This window comes from Wolbachia endosymbiont of Glossina morsitans morsitans (assembly GCF_000689175.1).
GTDB classification, from domain to species: domain Bacteria; phylum Pseudomonadota; class Alphaproteobacteria; order Rickettsiales; family Anaplasmataceae; genus Wolbachia; species Wolbachia pipientis.
Genome location: NZ_AWUH01000010.1, coordinates 7,597 through 9,529, shown reverse-complemented (window position 1 = coordinate 9,529; position 1,933 = coordinate 7,597). Strand labels below are relative to the sequence as shown.

2 protein-coding genes and 1 pseudogene are annotated in these 1,933 nt (G+C 34.1%); all 3 read left to right on the top strand.

Annotated features, from left to right (window positions below; translation table 11 throughout):
* Positions 1-189, top strand: a 189-nt coding sequence (locus WGMM_RS06280; RefSeq protein ID WP_240991785.1) for a hypothetical protein, incomplete at its 5' end; no start/stop codon positions are given.
* Positions 190-192: 3 nt separating this feature from the next.
* A pseudogene (locus WGMM_RS06275) lies at positions 193-929 on the top strand (DEAD/DEAH box helicase); the annotation flags it as partial.
* A 105-nt stretch (positions 930-1,034) separates the two neighbouring features.
* Positions 1,035-1,535, top strand: a complete 501-nt coding sequence (locus WGMM_RS07290; RefSeq protein WP_410543197.1) for a DEAD/DEAH box helicase — start codon at positions 1,035-1,037, stop codon at positions 1,533-1,535.
* Positions 1,536-1,933 lie beyond the last annotated feature (398 nt).

The following is a 1,933-nucleotide window of genomic DNA, read 5'->3' as shown; positions in this document are numbered from 1 at the left end:
GCAGCAAAAAGCCTTGGAGCAAATGTTGTAACTTTGCCAATAAGATCTTCTTCTATTAACAGTCAACGGTCTAGCGATATATGTTTTCATGATTACTTATTTGATAAGTTCAACACTTATGCATCTGTTGATGTACCAAGTAATTTCACTGCACAGTTATGTCCATATCAAGAGCGTGGATTTAGTTAGCTTATACAGAACATAGAAACAGAGTTTGGTAGTATAATTGCTGATGATATGGGTCTTGGTAAGACTATACAGGTTATTGCAGCCATTCTATACTGTAAAAATGCAGGGTTTTTAGATCAAGGTAGAGTTTTGGTAGTAGCTCCCACAAGCATATTAAGTAATTGGCAACGAGAGATGGAACGTTTTGCACCAGAATTAAAGCTTTTCGTCTATCACGGACAAAATCGAGAATTGGCAAGTGATTATGATGTAGCTCTAACATCCTATGGTCTTGCACGTCGTGATAAAAAAGAACTTAATAAAATTCGCTGGTTTTTGCTCGTGATTGATGAAGCACAAAATATAAAAAATCCTAATACCGAACAAACCAAGGCAATTAAAGCTATTGAGGCAACGCATAGAATAGCAATGAGCGGTACTCCTGTTGAGAATAGGTTACTTGAGTATTGGAGCATTTTTGATTTTATCAATAAATCTTATCTTGGTACCCTAAGCAGCTTAAGACCTATTTTGCAACACCAATTGAAAAAGCAAGAGATAGAACTTGTCTAGAAAGGTTTATGAAAATCACTAGCCCTTTTATGTTACGTAGGCTTAAGAGTGATAAAAGCATTACTCAGGATTTGCCAGATAAAATTGAGAATAATCGTTATTGTTCCCTCACTTCAGAGCAAACAGCGCTTTATCAAAAGGTTGTTGATACAACTATGGAAAAGATAGAAAAGAGTGAAGGAATTGAACGTAAGGGACTAATCTTTAAACTTATCAATGCTTTAAAGCAAATTTGTAACCATCCATCACAGTTTGGCAAGAAAAAGCGTGCGAGTATTGAACAATCCGGTAAAATGCAGATGCTTGAGGAAATATTGATTAGTATTGGTGAAGTTGCAGAAAAATCATTGATATTTACTCAATACACTGAAATGGGTGAGATTATAGCTAGGCTACTTGAAGAAAGGTTTGAATCAAAAGTGCCATTTTTACATGGAGGACTGTCCCGTAAAGCACGAGACGAAATGGTTAATGACTTTCAAAACTTATTCCAGTCCAACATTCTTATAGTGTCTTTAAAAGCTGGAGGAACAGGACTTAATTTAACAGCAGCAAATCATGTAATACATTATGACTTATGGTGGAATCCAGCAGTAGAAGCACAACTAACAGATCGGGCCTATCGTATCGGGCAAGAACGTAATGTTATGGTGTACAGGCTGCTTTCAACAGGTACATTTGAAGAGCGTATTGATGAGATGATTCAAAGCAAGAAGGAATTAGCAAACCTAACTATAAGTAGTGGCGATAGTTGGATTACAGAATTTAATCGATCAATTAAGAGACTTAGTTAATATAAAAAATGCACTATAGAACTTATAAAGTTTATATGTTGCTGTATTCAAAAAAAAATCAAAAATTTTCTGTTTTTTCTACTTACAACAGGTTATACAAAACTTAAGTAGAGAAATTTTTTTATGATGTACGAGATGATTTTTTGACTGATTTCAATACTGTAAAACCATAGCAGTTAGATGTATACACCCTATTATTGCGGCCTGTTTGTATGAGCTTATACCATATATTTATGCCTTTTCCTCTATCGAAGCGGCCTTGAATAGCAACGATTAGGATATTCTGTAGTATTAATTGACTTTTTATACTATTTGCATATAATTGTACATAAATAATGCTCTTAATTATATAAAATCTATTATGAGTATTAAAAAGCAGAAGCTAGACATTGAAAATA